Source organism: Guyparkeria hydrothermalis, from assembly GCF_023555385.1.
GTDB classification, from domain to species: domain Bacteria; phylum Pseudomonadota; class Gammaproteobacteria; order Halothiobacillales; family Halothiobacillaceae; genus Guyparkeria; species Guyparkeria hydrothermalis_A.
Genome location: NZ_JAJSED010000001.1, coordinates 587,296 through 606,431, shown reverse-complemented (window position 1 = coordinate 606,431; position 19,136 = coordinate 587,296). Strand labels below are relative to the sequence as shown.

Below are 19,136 nucleotides of genomic sequence, written 5' to 3'. Positions count from 1 at the left end.
CTATCATGCCCGCATGAAAACCGAGGGACTCAATGTGCTGGGCCTGCCGCTCGCGGAGTGCTCCGCTGACCCGATGACGGGGTTCTACCGGGACGGTCGCTGCCTCGTCGGTGCCGAAGACGGGGGCGTCCACGGTGTATGCGCGGAGCTGGATGATGCGTTCCTCGCCTACACGGCGGCCCAGGGCAACGAATTGCGAAGGCCCATCCCGGCTTTCGACTTCCCGGGGCTTAAGGCCGGAGACCGCTGGTGCGTATGTGCGTGGCGGTGGCTGGAGGCATTCGAGGCCGGTGTCGCACCGCCGGTGGTGCTTGCCTCCACGCACCACGAGGTCCTGCGGGTGGTCAAACTGCGCGATCTGATCGAGCACGCCGTGGATCCTCCGGCCTCGGGCCTGGACGACGGATTCTTTGGTTTCTGAGAACACGATGAACGGACCGCTAGGGCGGTCTCGAGGAACAAAGCCGATGGCTGGAAAGACACTTTACGAAAAGCTCTTTGATGCGCACGTGGTCCACGAACAGGACGATGGCACGGCGCTCTTGTACATCGATCGTCACCTCGTCCACGAGGTGACCAGCCCGCAGGCATTCGAAGGCCTGCGCCTGGCCGGTCGCAAGCCGTGGCGGACGGGGGCGATGCTCGCCGTGCCGGATCACAACGTACCGACCACCAATCGCGCCGGCGGCATTAGCGATCCGGTCTCGCGCGAGCAGGTCAGCACGCTCGACCGCAATTGCCAGGAATTCGGCGTGCAGGAATTCCCGATGGCCGATCTTCGCCAGGGCATCGTGCACATCATCGGTCCGGAGGAGGGCTTCACGCTCCCGGGCGCCACCGTGGTCTGCGGCGACTCGCACACCTCCACGCACGGTGCGATCGGGGCACTGGCCTTCGGCATCGGCACCTCCGAGGTCGAGCACGTCATGGCCACGCAGACGCTCCTGCAAAAACGGACCAAGACCCTTCAGGTCCGCGTCGAGGGCGAGCTTGGTCCCGGCGTGACCGCCAAGGACGTCGTGCTCGCGATCATCGGCAAGATTGGTACCGCCGGCGGTACCGGCTACGCGATCGAGTTCGCCGGCTCGGCGATCGAGTCGCTCTCGATCGAGGGGCGCATGAGCGTGTGCAACATGTCGATCGAGGCGGGCGCGCGCGCCGGCATGGTGGCCGTCGACGAGAAGACCATCGAATACTTCCGCGACAAGCCGTTCGCCCCGCAGGGCGAGATGTTCGAGCGCGCTGCCGAGTACTGGCGCACGCTCAAGTCCGACCCGGATGCGCAGTTCGACAAGGTGGTCACGCTCGATGCCGCCGCGATCGAGCCACAGGTCAGCTGGGGTACGTCTCCGGAGATGGTGGTGCCGGTGAGTGGCCGTGTGCCGGACCCGGCCACCGAGTCCGACCCGGTCAAGGCCGAGGGCATGCGCAACGCGTTGAAGTACATGGGTCTGGAGGCCAACACGCCGATCAGCGACATCGCGATCGACAAGGCGTTCATCGGCTCGTGCACCAATGCGCGTATCGAGGATCTTCGTGCCGCAGCCGATGCCATCAAGGGCGGCCACGTGGCGGACAACGTCAAGCTCGCCATGGTCGTGCCGGGCTCGGGTCTCGTGCGTGAGCAGGCCGAGAAGGAAGGTCTGGACAAGATCTTCCTCGAGGCGGGCTTCGAGTGGCGCGAGCCGGGCTGCTCGATGTGCCTGGCGATGAACGCAGACCGCCTCGAACCGGCCGAGCGTTGCGCCTCGACCTCGAACCGAAACTTCGAGGGCCGCCAGGGGCAGGGGGGACGGACGCATCTCGTCAGTCCGGCCATGGCGGCGGCCGCCGCGATTGCCGGCCATTTCGTCGACGTGCGTCAAGCGTAAGGGAGAGAGATCATGCAGGCATTTACCACCCACAAGGGTATCGTCGCGCCCCTCGACCGCTCGAACGTCGATACCGACGCGATCATCCCCAAGCAGTACCTGAAGTCGGTCAAGCGCACTGGTTTCGGCCCTACGGCCTTTGACGATTGGCGCTACCTCGATCCGGGCGAGCCTGGGATGGATCACAGCCAGCGGCGCAAGAACCCGGATTTCGTCCTCAACCGCGAGCCGTTCGACAAGGCCACGATCCTGCTTGCCCGCGAGAATTTTGGCTGCGGATCCTCGCGCGAGCACGCGGTCTGGGCGCTGACCGACTTCGGCTTCCGCGCCGTGATCGCGCCGTCGTTTGCCGACATCTTCTTCAATAACAGCTTCAAGAATGGGCTGCTTCCCATTGCTCTTAAAGAGGAAGAGGTCGACTCGATCTTCAAGGACGTCGCTGCCAACCCGGGGCTTGAGCTCGAGATTGATCTGCCCAGCCAGGTAGTCAGGGCCCCGGATGGTACCGAGTACGGTTTCGAGATCGACAGTTTCCGCAAGCACTGCTTGGTCGAGGGCCTCGATGACATCGCCCTGACGCTCGAGCACGCCGACAAGATCAAGGACTACGAAACCGCTCAGATGCAGAAGACCCCGTGGCTCTTCAATGACCTGCGCGGCAACGTCGGCGGCTGAAACCCGAACAAGATACTGAAGAAAGGATCACTAATACCGTGACTCAGAAGAATATTCTCGTACTGCCGGGCGACGGTATCGGCCCGGAAATCACCGAGCAGGCGGTCAACGTGCTCAAGGCCGTAACCGATGGCAGCGATCTCGAGCTGTCGTTTACCGACGGACTGATCGGTGGCGCTGCCTACGATGCGGAAGGCGAGCCGTTTCCCGAGACTACCCGCAAGCAGGCCGTTGAGGCGGATGCGGTGCTGCTGGGCGCTGTGGGCAGCCCGCAGTATGACGAACTCGACCGGCCGCTGCGTCCGGAGCGCGGGCTGCTGGCGATCCGTAAGGAATTGGGGCTGTTCGCCAACCTGCGCCCGGCGATGCTTTACAGCGCGCTGGCAGATGCCTCGTCGCTGAAGCCGGAGGTGGTTGCCGGGCTGGACATTCTTATCGTGCGCGAACTCACCGGCGGGGTGTACTTCGGCCAGCCGCGCGGCATTCGCGAGGTCGACGGCCAGCGCGAAGGCTTCAACACCATGCATTACAATGAGGGCGAGATCGAGCGCATCGGCCGAGTCGCCTTCGAGGCTGCGCAGAAGCGCGGCAAACGCCTATGCTCGGTCGACAAGGCCAACGTGCTGGAAACCTCCGAGTTGTGGCGCGAGGTAATGAATCGCCTGTCCGCCGAATACCCCGACGTCGAGCTGTCGCATATGTATGTCGACAACGCGGCGATGCAGCTCGTGCGCGCTCCGAAGCAGTTCGACGTGATCGTCACGGAGAACCTGTTCGGCGACATCCTCTCCGACCAGGCATCGATGCTCTCGGGCTCGATCGGCATGCTGCCGTCGGCCTCCCTGAACGAGAAGGGGCAGGGCCTCTACGAACCGAGCCACGGATCGGCCCCCGACATCGCCGGGCAGGGCGTGGCGAACCCGATGGCGACCATCCTCTCGGCGGCGATGCTGCTGCGCTACTCGTTCGGCCGCGGCGATCTCGCCGAGCGGATCGAGAATGCCTGCGTCGCGGTGCTCGATCAGGGCCTGCGCACGCCGGACATCATGCAGGACGGCATGCGCAAGGTCTCCACCGGCGAGATGGGTCAGGCGGTCGTCGACGCGATCAACGCCTGATCCGTCCGACACAATCCCTTCGATCACCTGCCGTGATGCGCTAGGCTACATGCATCGCATCCGGCGGGTGGGCAAGCCGTCGCTTGCCTGTTCCGACAGATTCGCACCAGACTTCCAATCCTAAGGAGAAATCTTCATGAGCAAGACGGTCGACGTTGCTGTTGTCGGCGCCACCGGTGCCGTAGGCGAGACCATGCTGTCCATCTTGGCCGAGCGGAATTTCCCTGTCGGCAAGGTGTACGCGCTGGCATCCGAGCGCTCCGCCGGCAAGAAGGTCGCCTTCGGCAACTCGTACCTGACGGTCGAGGACCTGGCGACGTTCGATTTCTCCAAGGTCCAGGTGGGTCTGTTCTCGCCGGGCGGTGCGATCTCCCGCGAATACGCGCCCAAGGCCGCCGCGGCCGGTTGTGTCGTCATCGACAACACCTCCGAGTTTCGCTACGACGATGACGTGCCGCTGATCGTGCCGGAGGTGAACGCCCACGCGATCGCCGGGTACACCCAGCGCAACATCATCGCCAACCCAAACTGCTCGACCATCCAGATGCTGGTCGCGCTCAAGCCGATCTACGATTCTGTCGGCATCGAGCGCATCAACGTCGCAACCTATCAGGCCGTCTCCGGCTCCGGTAAGGAGGCGATCGAGGAGCTGGCCACGCAGAGTGCCCGAAAGCTCAACGGTCAGGATGCAGACGCCGTGGTTTACCCGAAGCAGATCGCCTTCAACGCGCTGCCGCAGATCGACGTCTTCCAGGACAACGGCTACACCAAGGAAGAGATGAAGATGGTCTGGGAGACCAAGAAGATCTTCGAGGACGAGTCGATCCTGGTGAACCCGACCGCCGTGCGGGTGCCGGTGTTCTTCGGGCACTCGGAAGCCGTGCATATCGAGACTCGTGACAAGATCACCGCCGAGCAGGCCTGGGAGCTGTTCAAGAAGGCGGACGGCATCGAGGTTCTCGATACCCGCAGCGACGGTGGATACCCGACGGCCGTGACCGAAGGTGCGGGTCACGATCCGGTTTACGTTGGCCGTATTCGCGAGGACATCTCGCACGAACGTGGTCTGAACCTCTGGGTTGTGGCCGACAACGTCCGTAAAGGCGCTGCACTGAACAGTGTGCAGATTGCCGAATGTCTGGTGCGTGACCATCTCTGATCTGTGGCACAATCAGGCTCGATAGAGGCTAAAGGAAGGCGCCGGCAAGCAGGTGAGGGGAGCCCCCCGACCGAGCCGGCACGAGCAAGGAGTCAGTGACATGCGGAAGTTGAGTTTGGTGATTGCGGGCATCCTCGGTGCTGGGAGCCCGTTGATCAGCCAGGCCGCCACGCTGGGCCAAGCCCAGGTGCAGTCGTATTTGAGCGAACGCTTGGAGGTTCGCGTCCCCCTCATGCGGTCGAGTGACGAGCCTCTGGACGAAATTACCGTCCAGCTCGCGCCACCGTCGTTCTATCGCGAGGCCGGCGTTCCGCTGGCAAACCTGACCGGAAACCTCACGTTCGCGATCGAGTCGGAGCGTGGCCAGGATTATGTCCTGATCGGGTCCAAGCGCCCGATCCGCGACCCGATCATGAGCATTTTGCTGCAGGTCCAGTCGCCGCAGGGGCGCATGATCCGCGAGTACAACCTCCTGCTCGACCCGCCGTCCGTCGCCTCGTCGGCAACCGAGGAAACACAATCGGGCTCGAGCCAGCCGGCCACTCGCCGCGAGACGAGCCGTCCGGCTCGGGCTCCGGCGGTTTCGACCGGCTGGCAGCGTGTCGAGCCGGCAGAGAATGTCGAACTCGATGCCACTCACAAGGTTGAGCATGGTGACACGCTCTCCGAGATCGCGCGTGACTTTGTCGGTGAGGGTGAGGATATCCGGCCGATGATGCAGGCCATTATCGACGCTAACCCGCAAGCGTTTGCCAATGGCAATGGTAATGCGCTGTTGGCCGGCGCAGAGCTCAAGGTGCCGTCGAGCACGGAAACGAGCGACGGCACTGCGGGTGAGGCGTCCGTCGCCGCTGATGAGCAGCGTCCGGCGCTCGAGCTGTTGAGTCCGCAGGATCAGGGGCAGGGCACTGCAACCACCTTGGGTGGCTTCGGCAATCTGTCGCGGGACAACCCGCTCTCGGCAGTTTCCGTCGTTGATTCCCAGCCCGAGACAACTGCAGCCACCGATGCCGAAGCCGCGCTCGACGAGGAGGAGTTGGAGTCGGTCAAGGCCGAGAACGAAGCCCTGACCGAGCAACTGCAGGCTCTCAAGGAGGAGATCGATTCGGTAAAGGTCGAGATCGACGAGCGTGATGCCCGCATTGCCGACCTCAAGGACGTGGTGAATGACGCCCGTCAGCAGGCTGAACAGGCCGAAGCCACCCAAAACAACTTCTGGGTCCAGTGGGGCATGTACCTGACCGGCGCAATGGGGCTGCTGATTCTGGCCCTCCTGATTGCGCTCGGCTTGCGCCGTGCCCGTCAGGACGAGGAACCCGCGGTTTCGATGCCGACCACGGCCGATGTCAACAACGAACCGGTGGCCGACAAGGCGGTTGCGGAGCACGACACCGCTCGTGTCGGGACGGCATCAGCGGTTGCCGGTGGGGCAGCGGCAGGCGCATTTGCCGCCGGCGGTTATGACGAGACCGAAACGAGTGAGTCGGCCGGGGTGGAATCGGATGCTAACGATCCGATGAATCCGGAGATGGCCCTCGAGGAGGCACGGGTACTCGAATCGTTCAATCTCACGCACCAGGCGCTGGAACTGCTTCAGGAAAGCCTCGCGGAGCATCCGGGGCATGCAGGCCTTCAGGCGGCGATCGCTCGGCTCAACGGCATCGAACAGGATGAAGCCGGCAGCGGTGACGTCGACGGGGACGCTGGCACGCCAGACGAGGAAACGGTGAGCGAAGGCACCGAGACTGTCGCCTGGGACAGCGAGCCGGAAAACGATGAGCCGGGCGCCAGTTGGCAGGCAGATGCCGAGGAGCGGACCGAAACTGCCACGGAACCGGCGGGCGAGATTTCGTGGGACGATGATTTCGACGACATGCTCGCGACCCCGGAGACTGAGGCCGCGCCGACGACGGACGAGAACCTTATGGAGTTCGACGATTCGTTCGCCCTGGAAACGCCAGCCGAGCCGGAGAACGCGGGCGGCGAGGAACCCTCGGAGGAATCGGAGTCGACCGACGAAACGTTACTTGACCTGCCCGAGAGCGAAACGTCATCGGACGATCAGGAGGAGGGCGCGCGCGCCACGTCTGACGATGAACCGGAAGCGCTGGACCTGGACCTGTCCGGATACGAGCCGGAAGCAGCCTCGAACTCGGAGGCCACGGTGGACACCACTGAGGACACCGGTCTCGAGCTGGACATGACGCCGGAGCCTGAGGAAGACGCGGAGACCGAGCCGAGTGCCAGCGCTTCCGACTCGGCGGCTGAGAGCGAAGCGGACATCGATACTCGCGTGAGCCTGGCCGAGGCGTTCCTGGATGTCGGTGACCGAGAGAGCTTCGAGATGATCGAGGCCGAGCTGCGGGAGGAGGGCGCCCAATCCGCGCTGGAGCGTCTGGACGAGCTGAAGCAGCGTTACGAGACCTGATTGGCGGCACGCCGCGGAGACGCGGCACCGCGGTATCGAAAAGGCCCACCAAGCACGGTGGGCCTCTTTTGTTATGGTCGATGATCACATGGACCAAGTCATGTGGCGCAAGGCCATAAGACACGAAAAAGGCCGATGACTCGTCGAGCCACCGGCCTTGACCGTCTATCTGTAATTTGGTGCCCAGGAGAGGACTCGAACCTCCACGGATCTCTCCACTAGTACCTGAAACTAGCGCGTCTACCAGTTCCGCCACCTGGGCAACGGCGCGCATATTAGGAATCTCGAGAGGGGCTGTCAACAGTGAATGCGAAAAAAACACCCGACCTGTACGTACAGCAGCTCAGCGAGAGGGAGCGTCATGAGCGGCTTGAGACGGACAAGCGGTTGATTGCATGTGAAAAGGTGAATGATGGTGCGCCGGGAATCACGCTGGTTGTTGCTGATGAAGACGGGCAAGGTCCCGAGCCGCAGGTCGCGCACCGGTTGCCGAAGGATCAGGAAGCCGTCTTGAAGGCGATTCGAGCGGACCCGGGCGCGGTCGCGATTCTTGTCGACGGCACCGCCTGGTCAGAGACGCTGGGCAGTTTGCTGGCAGCGTTGCGAGACCGTGCCAATCGCCGAATCATGGTTCACTTGGGAAAAGGACGCGTCGGCGATGCCGATGACCGCCAGATGGTTGCCCTGGGCTACCGACGCCTGCAGGCGGAAATCCCGCTGTACCAGTTCGACATCGAGACCTACAAGGACACGCCTGACTGGCTGAGCCCGCGCAACTGGGCCAACCCGGAACTCTGGGGCAAGTACCGCTGGTAAAGATCGTCAGAACGGCGCCAGGCCGCGGTGTCATCGCGGAGATCCGTATGTCCCGATAACCTGTAAACGCGGATATGTGTCGTGCACCATGCCTTCTCCGTCGTCGCTTGCAGTGCGACGGCGAACACCGCCAATCAACCAGAATCAACTGAGGTGTTCCATGAAGAAGGCTCTAATCACGTCCGCGATTCCGTTGGCCATATTGGCCAGCTCCGGCGCGCAGGCCGTCGAATATGACGTGGGCGTCAATGTCGGCACGCTGGGCATCGGCCCCGAGCTCGGCATGACAATCGTCCCGAACAAGTTTCGCGCTCGCCTGACCACCGGTTTCGGCAGCTATTCGGAGACCTTCACGGTTGACGGTAACGAGTACGACGGGGATCTTGAACTGCGCAACGCCGGCCTCCTGGGTGACTATCACCCGTTCGGCGGTTACTTTCGCGTCACCGGCGGCGTGATCTTCAATGACAACAGTTTCAGCGCAGTCGGTAACCAGGACAGTTACCAGGTCCAAGGGATCACCGTTCCTGCCGCGCCTGGTGACCGGATCACCGCCGACGTTGATTTCAACCCGGTTGCCCCGTACCTCGGCATCGGCTGGAGCAGTGCGAACAACGAGCCGGGGCTGTCGTTCCGGGCTGACATCGGCGTGATGTACCAGGGTCAGCCTGACGGTACCGTTGACGTGACGACGAGCGATCCGTTTCGTCAGCCTATCGCCGACCAGTATGCGGAACAGGAAGAAAAAGACCTGAACGAGGAACTGGAGGACTACAAGCTTTACCCGGTCGTGCAGGTCGGTCTGGTGTACCGGTTCTGATCGCGAGTGTCAGTTGACTGAAAAAAAGGGAGGCACTGCCTCCCTGATTTTTACGTGGCCTGCAGCATTCAGTGCAAGACATGGAAGGAAGGGGGAACGTATGACGATACGAGGACTAGTTGATGAGAGAGGTGCCTCTCGCGTGCGTATGCGCACCATTTAACATAATATATATTCTACGAACAATTGGGTGGTCTCGCGGGTAGTGGTCCCGGTCCGTCTATGTGGCACCGAGTCTCGATTCTCCGATCTCCTTCCGCATCGCGGCACCCTGATGCACTACAATGAGGCCAGCCCAGCAAGCGCCCCGTTTCGGGCGCGCGGTGAAATCCATTCGTTTCACGAGCCCGCCATGCGATCGACATCTTCCGCCGCGGTGATTTTCGCCGTCACGCTCAGCATCACGACATCCGGTTGCGGCGTCCTTTCTTCGAACGCGACCTCGGATCCCGCGGCCAGCGCTTCGGCAACCGAGTCACCGTCGACCTCGTCCAACGGACCGATATTCCACATTCTCGCCGGCGAGTTATACGGACGCGACAAGCAGTATGCGCAGGCGGCGGATCACTACGGTGAGATCGCGCTCAACAGCGACAACACCACATTGATCGAGCGTGCTATCCAAGCGGCCATCTTTGCCGAGCGTTTCGATCTTGCTCAACAACTGGCCGAACGGCTGCGCGAGCTCGACCCAGGCAACGCACGTGCGGCGGCTGTCATGATGATCGCCTCCCTGGAGCTGGGCGAGACCGAACAGGCCGACCGCGCACTCAACGAATGGCTCGAGGCGGATGCCTCCAATGTCGAGAAAATCTTCAACGAGATCGGTCAGTACCTGCGCAAGAGCCTCGACCGGGATCGCGCGGTTGCCTACACGCACCACCTGGCCGAACGCTTCCCCCGCCAGTACGAGGCCCAGGTGGTCGTCGCCAAGCTGGCGCTCTCCTTCGGCGAAGTGTCTCTCGCCCAGCAGGCCGCCGATCGGGCCATGTCACTGCGCCCCGAGGCCACGGTGCCTTATGACCTCGCCATGGTGATCGCGGACCGCCGCGGTGACGTACAGGAAGCGCTGCGAATCCTGAAAAAGGCGCATGCGAGATTTCCTGGTGAAGGCCGCTACATCAGCGGTTTGATCGAGGCGCGGATGGCGGCAGACCAGCGTGAATCGGCGCTCGCCCTGCTCGAGAAGACCCTGGAGCGCAAACCGTCCGACCCCAACCTGCTGCGCAATCTTGCCCTGTTTGCCTATGAACTCGAACGGCCCGATCTGGCCGATCGCTCGTTGAAGCGCCTCGAGGCCATGCCCGGTCAGGCCGACATGGTTCATCTCATCCGCGGACGCGTCGCTCTCAAGAACGGCGATCTGGCCGCGGCAGAAGAAGCCCTGTCGCAAGTCAGTGATCGCAGCGAGCATTTCACCAATGCCCAAGTGCTGCTTGCGGGCGCCCGTATCGAGCTCTCGCGCCCGGATGCCGCAGTGCAGGGGCTGGAACATGCCCTGCTCTCGGATGGCATCGACGAGGCGGACCGTCAGCAACTGACCCTCGCCCTGGCCTCCACTCTGGCGGAAACGGGCCGACTGGAAGACAGCCTCGAGGTGACCGACCGGGCAATCGCAGCCTGGCCTGAAGCCAACGATTTCCGCATGCAGAAGGCCATGGCGCTGTTCGCGCTTGAACGAACCAATGCGGCTATCGCTGCGCTTCGCGAAATCATCAACCGTGACCCGGAGCATGCGCCTGCGCTCAACGCGCTCGGTTACACGCTCGCCGACGGGAATCGCAATCTTGAGGAAGCCGAGCGGCTCATTACGCGAGCCCTGCACATCGAGCCGGACAATCCAGCCTTCCTCGACAGCCTGGGTTGGCTGAAATTTCGCCAAGGCGAGATCGAAAAGGCGCTTGAGGTGCTTGAGGCGGCGTTTCGCCAGTCGCCCAACGCCGAAGTCGGCGCCCACTTGGGCGAGGTGCTCTGGGCCGACGGCCAACGCGAGCGCGCAATGACCGTCTGGCAGCGCTCGCTTGAGCTGAATCCTGCCGACTCCACCCTCCTCGACACCCTGCGTCGGCTGGCACCGGAACTCCTGCCGGCCGACGGGAACTCCTGAGCCACTACATCATTCCTCTCGTCACCATGCCTGCACTGTCACGATTCCGGTCGGCTCTGGCCGCCGTCGCCCTGCTTTCGGTCACACTCGGCGGTTGCGCCTCCTTCGCTCCCGGACCCGCGCCCGCCACGCCAGAGCAGCTGGCCGCCTGGGAGGCACATAGCGACCGGGTCGAAACCCTTACAGACTGGGCTTTCTCGGGACGAGCGGCCGTGAAATCCGGGCTGAAAGGCGGCAGTGTGAGTGTTGAATGGACGCAGGTCGGCCAGGTCACGGCCCTGACCATGAGAGGTCCCTTCGATACCGGCCGGCTGGCGATGACGGGCACGCCGCGCCGGATGCTGATCACCGATGGCGACGGCAATCGGCATTTGACGGAACAGCCCATGGCGCTGCTGGAGGAGCAGACCGGCTGGGTGATTCCGCTCGCCGCCCTGCCCCGCTGGCTTCGCGGCCTGCCCGAGCAGTCCCTGTCCGAGTTGCCGAACGACGCCTACGAACTCGACGAGTCCGGGCATCTGAGTCGCCTGACCGAATCCGGGTGGGCCATCGAATACGCGCGCTACGCACCCGAAGGGTCACGCGCCTTGTCCCTCCCCCATTTCGTGGAACTCAAGCAGGACGGCATGCGCATCCGTATCGTCGTCGACGCTTGGGACCTAGGGTCCTGATCGCGATGCCCGAGTCGCACGAGCCGCGCTGGGTCTCGGCCGGCTGCAAGCTCAATCTGTTCCTGCACATCAACGGCCGCCGTGCCGACGGATACCACGAGCTGCAGACACACTTCCTGCTGCTCGACTATGGCGACCAGATCCATATCGAGACCGGACGCGGCGACGGTATTCACGTCGATTGGATAGCCGGCGACGAGGACGTATCCGGCCGCCCAGCCAATCCGGCTGACGACCTTCTCTACCGCGCGGCGGACTCCCTGCGCAAAGCGGCGCAGGGAATCGCCGCCAAAGCCGACTACTCGGCACGGATCACCCTGCGCAAGCACGCACCGGTCGGTGGCGGCCTGGGCGGTGGTTCGGCCGCCGCGGCGAAAGTCCTGCTGGAGCTGAACCGTCGCTGGGGCTTGCGGCTTTCGCCGGAACAGCTCGAGGTACTGGGCGTTCGACTCGGTGCCGACGTCCCGGTGTTTCTCCGTGGTCAGAGTGCGACGGCGCACGGTATCGGCGAGGTCCTGCACGCCGGCGACATACCGGACCCTCCGGCCTGGTACCTGGTGCTGGTGCCGGAACGCGGTGTTGCTACCGCATCCCTGTTCGCTTCTCCCGACCTGGTTCGCGACACTCCGAAGCAGCCCGATGAGCTCCTGCGCAGGCACTGGCAGGACGAGGGGTTCAATGCCTTCGAACCCGTCGTGCTGGCGAACGATCCGGCATTGGCCGCGCTGCGTGACGATCTCGCCAGTCACGCCGGGTTCGCCCGTCTGACCGGTTCCGGCGCGTGTCTTTTCGCGCCCGTTGCGTCGTCTGAGGAGGGACAGGAAATCGGTGCCCGCCTGCAAGCGGACCACCCCGGTTTGAGACGGTTTTTCGTGGGCCGACCTCTGTCGACGCCAAATCAGGAAGTTAGCGAAAACGGGCCCTGAATTCACAAAAAATCCGGTCCGGGGCCTTGGCAAAGGCCGATCGCTCGGCTATGATGCGCACCTCTTTCGATTGGGCCGTCGCCAAGTTGGTTAAGGCACCGGATTTTGATTCCGGCATTCGCAGGTTCGAATCCTGCCGGCCCAGCCAAACACCTGCGAGACCGATGTCACTATCACGCTCCTTGATGGTCTTCACGGGCAACGCGAATCGGCCGCTCGCCGAACGCGTTGCGGAGAGTCTGGACAGCCAACTTGGACAGGCATCGGTCTCCCACTTCTCGGATGGCGAATCCGCCGTCGAGCTCCTTGAGAACGTCCGGGGTCGCGACATCTTCGTGATCCAGCCGACGTGTGATCCGACGAACGAACACGTCATGGAGCTCATGCTGATGACCGACGCGCTGCGTCGGGCCTCGGCACACCGCATCACCGCGGTCGTCCCCTACTTCGGCTATTCCCGTCAGGACCGTCGCGTCCGCTCCTCTCGTGTTCCGATCAGCGCCAAGGTTGTCGCGAACATGCTGCAGAGTGGCGGCGTGGATCGCATCCTGACGGTCGATCTGCACGCCGATCAGATCCAGGGCTTCTTCGATATCCCGGTCGACAACGTCTACGCCTCTCCCATCCTGCTGGGCGACATCTGGCGGCAGAAGTACGACGATCTGATCGTCGTCTCGCCGGATGTCGGCGGCGTGGTCCGTGCCCGCGCGGTAGCCAAGCGTCTCGACGACGCGGATCTGGCCATCATCGACAAGCGCCGCCCGCGCGCCAACGTCTCCCAGGTGATGCACATCATCGGTGAGGTAAAAGACAAGACCTGCGTGCTGGTCGACGACATGGTCGATACCGCTGGCACCCTGTGCAAAGCCGCCGACGCGCTGAAGAAGCATGGCGCTCGCAAGGTGGTGGCCTACTCCACCCACGCCATTCTGTCCGGCAAGGCGATCGAGAACATCGAAGCCTCGTCGCTCGACGAGCTGGTCGTCACCGATACGGTGCCGCTCAAGCCCGAGGCGGAGGCCTGCGAGCGCATCCGCGTGCTCTCGGTCGCCGGCATGCTCGCGGAGACCATCCGCCGCATCCACACCGACGAATCGGTCAGCTCGCTCTACAACGACGACTGACCCGCCCCGCCCTTCCGGTCGGTACCCGAATACTGTACAATCCGCGCGCCACTCGTTAGTTCGGGTGGCGCGCGTCGGTTGTGGCTTGGTCGCGGGCCGCAGCCGCTCATCAGACGCCGGGAGTCGGCCTTACGTCGCCCCGGCGGTTTTCATTTCTGGAGTGGACCCAATCATGTCTAAAGAAACTTTCAAGATTGAAGCGTCCGTTCGCGATGACTTGGGGAAAGGTGCGAGCCGCCGCCTGCGTCGCGAAGGGAACATCCCGGCAATCGTCTACGGTGGCAAGAAGCCGCCGGTCTCGCTGACCATCAACCACAACGAGCTGCTCAAGCACCTCGACCACGAAGCGTTCTTCTCGCACATCCTCGAGCTGAACGTCGGCGGCGAGACTGACGAGGTCGTTCTGCGTGACCTGCACCGTCACCCGTACAAGAACACGGTCGTGCTGCACGCCGACTTCCAGCGGATCACCCGTGGTCAGAAGATGCGCATGAACGTGCCGCTGCACTTCGACAACCGCGAAGAGAGCAAGGGCGCGAAGGCCGGCGGCGTGATCAGCGTCATCCACAACGAAGTGGAAATCGAGTGCCTGCCGCGTCAGCTGCCGGAATACCTGACCATCGACCTGGCTGACCTCGACGTCAACGAGTCGATCCACCTCTCCGAGATCACACTGCCGGAAGGCATCAGCATCCCGGAACTGGCGCTGGGCGAAGAGCACGACGTGGCCGTCGTCGCCATCCACCCGCCGAAGGTCGAGCAGGAACCGGAAGAAGAAGCCGGCGAAGAGGAAGAAGCCGCCGGTGGCGAGGAGGAGAAGGGCGAAGAAGAGGCCTGATCCTCTCCCCTTCCCTCGAGCCGGAACCCCGATCGCAAGATCGGGGTTTTTTTCGTTGTGTCACCGCCATGGCCCGTTGCGAGCTATGCGATAATCCGCGCCCATGAGTATCAAGCTGATCGTGGGGCTTGGAAACCCCGGGGCGAAGTACGACGCGACACGCCACAATGCCGGGTTCTGGGCGATTGACGCCATCGCGGACACCCTGGGTGGCCGCTGGAGCGAGGAGCGAAAGTTCAAGGGCGACGTGGCTCGGGTCATGGTCGACGGAAACGACCTGCGCCTATTGCGCCCGCACACGTTCATGAACCGTTCCGGTCAATCGGTCGGCCCGCTGGCGCAGTTCTTCAAAATCGCGCCCGAGGAGATCCTGGTGATTCACGACGAGCTCGATCTGCCGCCGGGACGCATGCGCCTCAAATGTGGCGGCGGGCACGGCGGCCACAACGGCCTGAAGGATATTCAGGCGGCACTGGGCAGCGCGGATTTCTGGCGCCTTCGTGTTGGCGTGGGTCACCCGGGCCACCGCGACGCGGTCGTCGGCTATGTGCTGACCAACCCGCCGAAGGACGAGCGGCGCCTGATCGAGGATGTCGTCATTGAGGTACGGCACCTGGCGCCCGATCTGGTACGCGCCGACGAGGCAGCCCTGATGCAGACGATCAACAGCTACCGGCCCACCGCCTGAGTCGGCGGGTCCCCGAACCGAAGCGGCCGCCCTGCCCGGCCGCGACAACAATCGACATCACGGAGTCCCTATGGGTTTCAACTGTGGCATCGTGGGTTTGCCGAACGTGGGCAAATCCACCCTGTTCAACGCACTTACCAAAGCCGGCATCCAGGCCGCCAACTACCCGTTCTGCACCATCGAACCGAACGTGGGCGTAGTCGCGGTGCCCGACCCGCGTCTCGACAAGCTCGCCGAGATCGTCAAGCCCGAGCGCGTCATCCCGACCAGCATGGAATTCGTCGATATCGCGGGCCTGGTGGCGGGCGCCTCCAAGGGCGAAGGCCTGGGCAACCAGTTCCTGGCCAACATCCGCGAGACGGACGCGATCACGCAGGTCGTGCGCTGCTTCGCCAATGACGACGTGGTGCACGTCGCCGGTCAGGTCGATCCGGCCGCCGACATCGAGGTGATCAACACCGAACTGGCCCTCGCCGACCTCGACACGGTGCAGAAAGCGATCGAGAGGCTGACCAAGCAGACCAAATCCGGCCAGAACAAGGATGCGGTCGCCAAACTCGAACTGGTCAAGGAAGTGGCCGAGGTGCTCGACGCCGGCCACTCCGTGCGCAGCATGAAGCTCGACCCGGAAAAGCAGGCCCTGCTCCACGACCTGCACCTGCTGACCGCGAAGCCGCTAATGTTCATCGCCAACGTCGACGAGAACGGCTTCGAGGACAATCCGCTGCTGGACCAGGTGCGCGCGATTGCCGAGCAGGAAGATGCCATGGTGGTTCCGGTCTGCGCGACCACCGAGGCCGAACTGATCGACCTGGAGGGTGAGGACAAGGAGATGTTCCTCGAGGAGATGGGTCTCGAGGAACCGGGGCTGGACCGCGTCATTCGCGCCGGTTACGCCCTGCTCGGCCTGCAGACCTATTTCACCGCCGGCGAGAAGGAAGTGCGCGCCTGGACCATCAGGCAAGGCATGACCGCTCCGCAGGCGGCTGGCGTGATCCACACCGACTTCGAGAAGGGCTTCATTCGTGCGGAAGTCGTGGGTTACGAGGACTTCGTCGCCTGTGGCGGCGAAAAAGGCGCCAAGGAGGCCGGAAAATCGCGTCTGGAAGGCAAGGATTACGTCATGCAGGAAGGCGATATCGTGCACTTCCGCTTCAACGTCTGATTGGGCGTGAAAAGGCGCGCGGACAGGGTTGACAACCCGTCGGGGAATCCCGATAATGCGCGCCTCGCTTGGCTATGTAGCTCAGCTGGTTAGAGCACGGCACTCATAATGCCGGAGTCGGTGGTTCGAATCCACCCATAGCCACCAGGTCCGATATCGGCACGCCGGTATCAGCAAAAAACCCCGCCTCAAAGGCGGGGTTTTTTGCTTTCCTGCGTCAGGAAATTCCAGATCAGGTCGAGAGAGCCCTGCTCTGCCTGCGGGCGAACCAGCCGGCCAGGAGCAATACGACGACCATGGCGCCAAGCGTCGGCCATGCGCCCCAACGCGCCAGGGGTGTCGTGCCCAGTCGCGGGGTGACCTCCGCCACTAGGGTGCCCTGCTTTCCGGTTCCCAGCGCCTCTCTTATCTGGCCACGGGCGTCGATCACGGCCGAGATACCGGTGTTGGTGGCCCGAATCATCGGCCGGCGGTACTCGATCGCTCTCGCCCGTGCCATCTGCAGGTGCTGATGCGGCGAGAAGCTGTCGCCGAACCAGGAGTCGTTGGACACGGTCACGAGTATCCCGGAGGCTGGCAAGGAGCGGCGGATGTCTCGCGAGAAGTCCGCCTCGAAGCAGATCGACGCGCCCAACGTCAGCCCGTCTATCTCCAGCGGTGGCTGGTCGACGCGCCCCGGACTGAGGTCCGACATCGGCACCTCGAACAGCCACGACATGCGCTCGATCAACCAACGCAAGGGGAAATACTCACCGAACGGTACCAGGTGGCGCTTCCGGTACACCCCGAGCGAACTCGGCACCCCGATCAGGGCGTTGTAGTACCGTCCAGCCTCGTCACGGGTAAAGGTGCCGACCAGCATGGCGAAACCACGCTTGTTCGCCATCTGTTCCAGTGACTCGCGCACATTCGGGACGCTGTCGATCACGCGCGGGATCGCCGTTTCCGGCCAGACGACGAGATCCACGTCGGGCATCTCGTCCGTCAGGCCCTGATAGATGTTTATCGTCTTCTGGAAGAAAGCCGGGTCGAACTTCTGCATCTGAGCGACATTGCCCTGTGCCAGCCCCACCTTGAGAGGCTCACCGCCCGGCTCGCTCCACGGGATGCCGCGCAGCGGCAGTGACAGAAGCACCAGGGCAACCAGTGCACCGACGGACGGCACCCAGCCGCGCCATGACGCAAGACCGAGAAGCCGCACCTCTCGAAACGAATGCCAGAGGAGCAAGGCTATCAGCAGCAGGAGCGCCGTTACACCGTATTCGCCCAACAGCGGCAGCCAGCCGACCAGCGGCCCGTCGACCTGACTAATGCCCAGATTGAGCCACGGGAATCCCCCGAACAGCCACGCCCTGAGTGCCTCGACCAACACCCAGCTCGCGGCGAAACTGGCGGCCCAGAGACTGCGCCCGCCTCGACCGGCGACTTTCGCCGTGAGCCAGGCCGCGCCCGCCGGATAGAACGCGAGTCCCATAACGAACAACCCGGTCACCAGCGCCGCCAGTGGGCCGACGATACCGCCGAACAGGGTGAAGCTTTCGTAGACCCAGCTCACTCCCAGACCGAACTGGCCCAGGCCGAACCACCAGCCCAGCCGGAAGGCTCGCCCGGGCGCGCGGCGGTGAATCAGGGCAAAGAGGATGGCGGGAGCGAGGATCGCCGCCGGCCAGAAGGCAAAGGGCGCGAAGGCGAGTACGAGGGTGGCGCCGGCCAGCAGCGCGGTCAGGCTACCGCGCCAGCCGGAAAACCATGTCGGGAAGGTGTCGGATTCAGCCCGGTTCGCTGGCGGCACCGTCGATCTCCTCGCTCGGTTCGAAGTCCAGCTTGGTTACCAGCAACAGGTGCAATCGGCGCCGGTCGGCCCCGAGTACCTTGAACTCGTACTCACCCAGCCGGGCGACCTCTCCGCGGCGCGGCAGGTGGCCGAGCGTATTCGAGACCAGCCCGCCGATCGTGTCGTACTCGTCGTCCGAGAAGTCAGTATCGAACGCCTCGTTGAACTCGCTGATCGGGGTAAGCGCCCGGACCGTATGCCGACGCGGCGCCTGCTGGCGAATGTTGACGCGTTCCTCGACGTCGAATTCGTCGTCGATGTCGCCCACGATTTCCTCGAGCACGTCCTCGATGGTGACCAGCCCGGCCACCCCGCCGAACTCGTCCAGCACGATCGCCATGTGAGTCCGTGTCAGGCGGAACTCGGCCAGCAGTGCATCGAGGCGCTTGCTCTCGGGCACGAACATCGGCGTGCGCACCAGTGACAGCAGATCAAAGTCGACATTGTCGCTGGCCGGGTCCTGGGAGCTGGCGTAGAAACGCAGCAACTCCTTGACCAGCAGAATGCCGATGACCTCGTCACGGTTGCTGCGGATGACCGGATAGCGCGAGTGGCCGGATTCGATCGCCGCCGAGAGCAGCTGTGGCAGCGTGGTGCCCTCATCGATCACGTCCATCTGACCGCGAGGCACCATGACGTCACGCACGCGCAGGTCGTGGAAATCCAGCACCGAGTCGATGAGACCGCCCGTGGAGATCGGGAAGATCTCGGATTCGGTCGCCTCGCGCACCAGCGACTTCATCTGCTCGACCGAGTGGATCTCGCAAGGGCAAAAACGTTGCTTCAGGCGCTGCCACCAGGACTGGCGTGCCGAATCCGGACTGGGAGGTTCGTCTTCCATGGGTCGTCTTTATGAGGAGTGGGAAAAGGTCGGTAAAATCAAGCAGATGAACCGC

Annotated in this window: 17 protein-coding genes and 3 tRNA genes; 17 read left to right on the top strand and 3 right to left on the bottom strand. The window is 63.4% G+C overall.

What is annotated here, in order from left to right; genetic code table 11:
* Window positions 1-13 precede the first annotated feature (13 nt).
* The 6 genes from LV476_RS02930 to LV476_RS02905 all read left to right on the top strand — a co-directional run bounded on the left by LV476_RS02930 (window position 14) and on the right by LV476_RS02905 (window position 7,251).
* The gene (locus tag LV476_RS02930; protein WP_250073127.1) at window positions 14-421 is read left to right on the top strand and encodes a DUF2237 family protein; all 408 of its coding nucleotides are present in this window, start codon (window positions 14-16) and stop codon (window positions 419-421) included.
* Window positions 422-467: 46 nt separating this feature from the next.
* Window positions 468-1,871, top strand: a complete 1,404-nt coding sequence (leuC, locus tag LV476_RS02925; RefSeq protein ID WP_250073125.1) for a 3-isopropylmalate dehydratase large subunit — start codon at window positions 468-470, stop codon at window positions 1,869-1,871.
* A gap of 12 nt (window positions 1,872-1,883) precedes the next feature.
* On the top strand, window positions 1,884-2,546 hold the full coding sequence (leuD, locus tag LV476_RS02920; RefSeq protein WP_250073123.1) for a 3-isopropylmalate dehydratase small subunit: 663 nt from the start codon (window positions 1,884-1,886) through the stop codon (window positions 2,544-2,546).
* A gap of 62 nt (window positions 2,547-2,608) precedes the next feature.
* Entirely contained in the window at window positions 2,609-3,664 is a 1,056-nt protein-coding gene (leuB, locus tag LV476_RS02915) for a 3-isopropylmalate dehydrogenase (protein WP_250076225.1), read from the top strand.
* Window positions 3,665-3,800: 136 nt separating this feature from the next.
* Entirely contained in the window at window positions 3,801-4,823 is a 1,023-nt protein-coding gene (locus LV476_RS02910) for an aspartate-semialdehyde dehydrogenase (RefSeq protein ID WP_250073121.1), read from the top strand.
* Window positions 4,824-4,923: 100 nt separating this feature from the next.
* Window positions 4,924-7,251, top strand: coding sequence for a type IV pilus assembly protein FimV (locus LV476_RS02905; protein ID WP_250073103.1), 2,328 nt, complete (start codon window positions 4,924-4,926; stop codon window positions 7,249-7,251).
* A gap of 177 nt (window positions 7,252-7,428) precedes the next feature.
* Here the strand turns inward: LV476_RS02905 and LV476_RS02900 are convergent.
* Window positions 7,429-7,513: transfer RNA gene (locus LV476_RS02900), tRNA-Leu, on the bottom strand.
* A 41-nt stretch (window positions 7,514-7,554) separates the two neighbouring features.
* Between LV476_RS02900 and LV476_RS02895 the strand changes: the two genes are divergently transcribed.
* From LV476_RS02895 to LV476_RS02845, 11 genes are all read left to right on the top strand, one after another.
* On the top strand, window positions 7,555-8,067 hold the full coding sequence (locus tag LV476_RS02895) for a DUF6231 family protein (protein ID WP_250073102.1): 513 nt from the start codon (window positions 7,555-7,557) through the stop codon (window positions 8,065-8,067).
* Between the two features lie 193 nt (window positions 8,068-8,260).
* On the top strand, window positions 8,261-8,887 hold the full coding sequence (locus tag LV476_RS02890) for a hypothetical protein (RefSeq protein WP_250073100.1): 627 nt from the start codon (window positions 8,261-8,263) through the stop codon (window positions 8,885-8,887).
* 352 nt (window positions 8,888-9,239) lie between these two features.
* Window positions 9,240-10,994: a tetratricopeptide repeat protein gene (locus LV476_RS02885; protein ID WP_250073098.1), complete on the top strand. Its 1,755-nt coding sequence runs from the start codon at window positions 9,240-9,242 to the stop codon at window positions 10,992-10,994.
* Window positions 10,995-11,020: 26 nt separating this feature from the next.
* On the top strand, window positions 11,021-11,665 hold the full coding sequence (gene lolB, locus LV476_RS02880; protein ID WP_250073096.1) for a lipoprotein insertase outer membrane protein LolB: 645 nt from the start codon (window positions 11,021-11,023) through the stop codon (window positions 11,663-11,665).
* Between the two features lie 5 nt (window positions 11,666-11,670).
* Complete coding sequence (gene ispE, locus LV476_RS02875; RefSeq protein WP_250073094.1) at window positions 11,671-12,591, top strand: 4-(cytidine 5'-diphospho)-2-C-methyl-D-erythritol kinase; 921 nt, start codon at window positions 11,671-11,673, stop codon at window positions 12,589-12,591.
* 71 nt (window positions 12,592-12,662) lie between these two features.
* Window positions 12,663-12,739 (top strand) — tRNA-Gln (locus LV476_RS02870).
* Window positions 12,740-12,755: 16 nt separating this feature from the next.
* Window positions 12,756-13,715: a ribose-phosphate diphosphokinase gene (locus LV476_RS02865; RefSeq protein WP_058573997.1), complete on the top strand. Its 960-nt coding sequence runs from the start codon at window positions 12,756-12,758 to the stop codon at window positions 13,713-13,715.
* Window positions 13,716-13,887: 172 nt separating this feature from the next.
* On the top strand, window positions 13,888-14,553 hold the full coding sequence (locus LV476_RS02860; protein ID WP_250073091.1) for a 50S ribosomal protein L25/general stress protein Ctc: 666 nt from the start codon (window positions 13,888-13,890) through the stop codon (window positions 14,551-14,553).
* Window positions 14,554-14,656: 103 nt separating this feature from the next.
* The gene (gene pth / locus LV476_RS02855) at window positions 14,657-15,241 is read left to right on the top strand and encodes an aminoacyl-tRNA hydrolase (protein ID WP_250073089.1); all 585 of its coding nucleotides are present in this window, start codon (window positions 14,657-14,659) and stop codon (window positions 15,239-15,241) included.
* A gap of 70 nt (window positions 15,242-15,311) precedes the next feature.
* Window positions 15,312-16,406: a redox-regulated ATPase YchF gene (gene ychF, locus LV476_RS02850; protein WP_250073086.1), complete on the top strand. Its 1,095-nt coding sequence runs from the start codon at window positions 15,312-15,314 to the stop codon at window positions 16,404-16,406.
* Between the two features lie 70 nt (window positions 16,407-16,476).
* A tRNA-Met gene (locus LV476_RS02845) sits at window positions 16,477-16,553 on the top strand.
* An 85-nt stretch (window positions 16,554-16,638) separates the two neighbouring features.
* Here the strand turns inward: LV476_RS02845 and lnt are convergent.
* Together lnt and LV476_RS02835 are read right to left on the bottom strand one after the other, a co-directional pair.
* Window positions 16,639-18,198, bottom strand: a complete 1,560-nt coding sequence (gene lnt, locus LV476_RS02840) for an apolipoprotein N-acyltransferase (RefSeq protein ID WP_250073078.1) — start codon at window positions 18,196-18,198, stop codon at window positions 16,639-16,641.
* Window positions 18,176-19,081 carry an HlyC/CorC family transporter gene (locus LV476_RS02835; protein WP_250073076.1) on the bottom strand — a complete coding sequence of 302 codons (906 nt, stop codon included), beginning with the start codon at window positions 19,079-19,081 and terminating at the stop codon, window positions 18,176-18,178. Before LV476_RS02835 ends, lnt begins: the two co-directional genes overlap by 23 nt.
* Window positions 19,082-19,136 lie beyond the last annotated feature (55 nt).

Excerpts from the sequence above, each read along its gene's own strand:
- leuD (WP_250073123.1), top strand. The coding sequence starts at position 1,884 with ATGCAGGCATTTACCACCCACAAGGGTATCGTCGCGCCCCTCGACCGC.
- ispE (WP_250073094.1), top strand. The coding sequence starts at position 11,671 with ATGCCCGAGTCGCACGAGCCGCGCTGGGTCTCGGCCGGCTGCAAGCTC.
- LV476_RS02910 (WP_250073121.1), top strand. The coding sequence starts at position 3,801 with ATGAGCAAGACGGTCGACGTTGCTGTTGTCGGCGCCACCGGTGCCGTA.
- LV476_RS02905 (WP_250073103.1), top strand. The coding sequence starts at position 4,924 with ATGCGGAAGTTGAGTTTGGTGATTGCGGGCATCCTCGGTGCTGGGAGC.
- pth (WP_250073089.1), top strand. The coding sequence starts at position 14,657 with ATGAGTATCAAGCTGATCGTGGGGCTTGGAAACCCCGGGGCGAAGTAC.
- LV476_RS02835 (WP_250073076.1), bottom strand. The coding sequence starts at position 19,081 with ATGGAAGACGAACCTCCCAGTCCGGATTCGGCACGCCAGTCCTGGTGG.
- leuC (WP_250073125.1), top strand. The coding sequence starts at position 468 with ATGGCTGGAAAGACACTTTACGAAAAGCTCTTTGATGCGCACGTGGTC.
- LV476_RS02860 (WP_250073091.1), top strand. The coding sequence starts at position 13,888 with ATGTCTAAAGAAACTTTCAAGATTGAAGCGTCCGTTCGCGATGACTTG.
- LV476_RS02930 (WP_250073127.1), top strand. The coding sequence starts at position 14 with ATGAAAACCGAGGGACTCAATGTGCTGGGCCTGCCGCTCGCGGAGTGC.
- LV476_RS02885 (WP_250073098.1), top strand. The coding sequence starts at position 9,240 with ATGCGATCGACATCTTCCGCCGCGGTGATTTTCGCCGTCACGCTCAGC.
- LV476_RS02865 (WP_058573997.1), top strand. The coding sequence starts at position 12,756 with ATGTCACTATCACGCTCCTTGATGGTCTTCACGGGCAACGCGAATCGG.
- lolB (WP_250073096.1), top strand. The coding sequence starts at position 11,021 with ATGCCTGCACTGTCACGATTCCGGTCGGCTCTGGCCGCCGTCGCCCTG.
- ychF (WP_250073086.1), top strand. The coding sequence starts at position 15,312 with ATGGGTTTCAACTGTGGCATCGTGGGTTTGCCGAACGTGGGCAAATCC.